This is a genomic window from Streptomyces sp. PKA51 (genome assembly GCF_057552455.1).
This window is the reverse complement of record NZ_BAAJPZ010000054.1, coordinates 1-858: the sequence shown is the minus strand read 5'-3', so window position 1 is coordinate 858 and position 858 is coordinate 1. Positions and strand designations below refer to the sequence as shown.

Annotated in this window: 2 protein-coding genes; one reads left to right on the top strand and one right to left on the bottom strand. The window is 74.8% G+C overall.

Annotation, left to right across the window (positions count from 1 at the left end; all coding sequences use genetic code 11):
* The coding region (locus AC27L3_RS29520; protein WP_487237111.1) for an alpha/beta hydrolase at nucleotides 1–137 on the top strand (137 nt) is incomplete at its 5' end.
* 43 nt (nucleotides 138–180) lie between these two features.
* Here the strand turns inward: AC27L3_RS29520 and AC27L3_RS29515 are convergent.
* Nucleotides 181–858: hypothetical protein (locus AC27L3_RS29515; protein WP_487237110.1), on the bottom strand; the 678-nt coding region annotated here is incomplete at its 5' end.

The window sequence follows — 858 nt, the reverse complement described above, 5'->3', positions numbered from 1 at the left end:
GCTCGCACGGTGTCACGGGCCTGAAGAACCCCTGCATCAACGACCGCGTCGACGCCTACCTGCTCACCGGCAAGCTCACCGGCGGCAGCGACGTCACCTGCACCCCGCACGCCACCCCGGAGCCCCCCAAGGCGTAATGCCGCCAACCGGCACCTGGTGTGACGACGCCGCCCCGGCCCCTCACGGGCCGGGGCGGCGCGTTTTCCCGTGGTCCGCCGTCCGCCCGTGGTCCACCGCCGCCAGCACGTCCGCGAAGCGCCGCCCGGGCCGGCCCACGACACCGCAGCTCTTCATCGTCTCGGCGGCCAGACGGTGAACCTCGTCCTCGATCTCCCGGCAGACCCCGTCGCCGGGCGGCAGGCGCCGCTGCCGGTGGCGGGACGCCGCGGCCAGCAGTTCGTAGGGGGCCACGCCGTCGGAGCCGCTGCCGGTTTCGGACGGCAGCGCCGCGAACCGCTCGTACCAGTGGGAGCTGGCCCCGTAGGCGACGTCGAGCTGCAGGTGGTGCAGGTGCAGGCAGTAGGCCGCACCCCGATGGTCCGCCCCGGCCGCCAGCCGCCACCAGAAATGGGCGCTCTTGCCGTAGCCCAGCCGGTGCAGCAGGCACCCGAAGACGAACGGCCCTTCCGGCTCCAGGCCCGGGTCGCCTTCGGCGAAGCGGCGCAGCTGCTCGCGCGCGTCCGTGAGCGACCACTGGCAGATCCAGTCCAGGGCGATCTGTGCCTTGCGCGCCTCGCGGGCCTGCCAGTCGCGCAACTGCCGGCTGTGCCCCGGCGCGCTCGCCTCGGCCGCCAGCCGGTGCACTGCCGCGGCCGCATCGAAGCCGGCACCCGACGCCGTGGGAACCGCCGCCTGGGC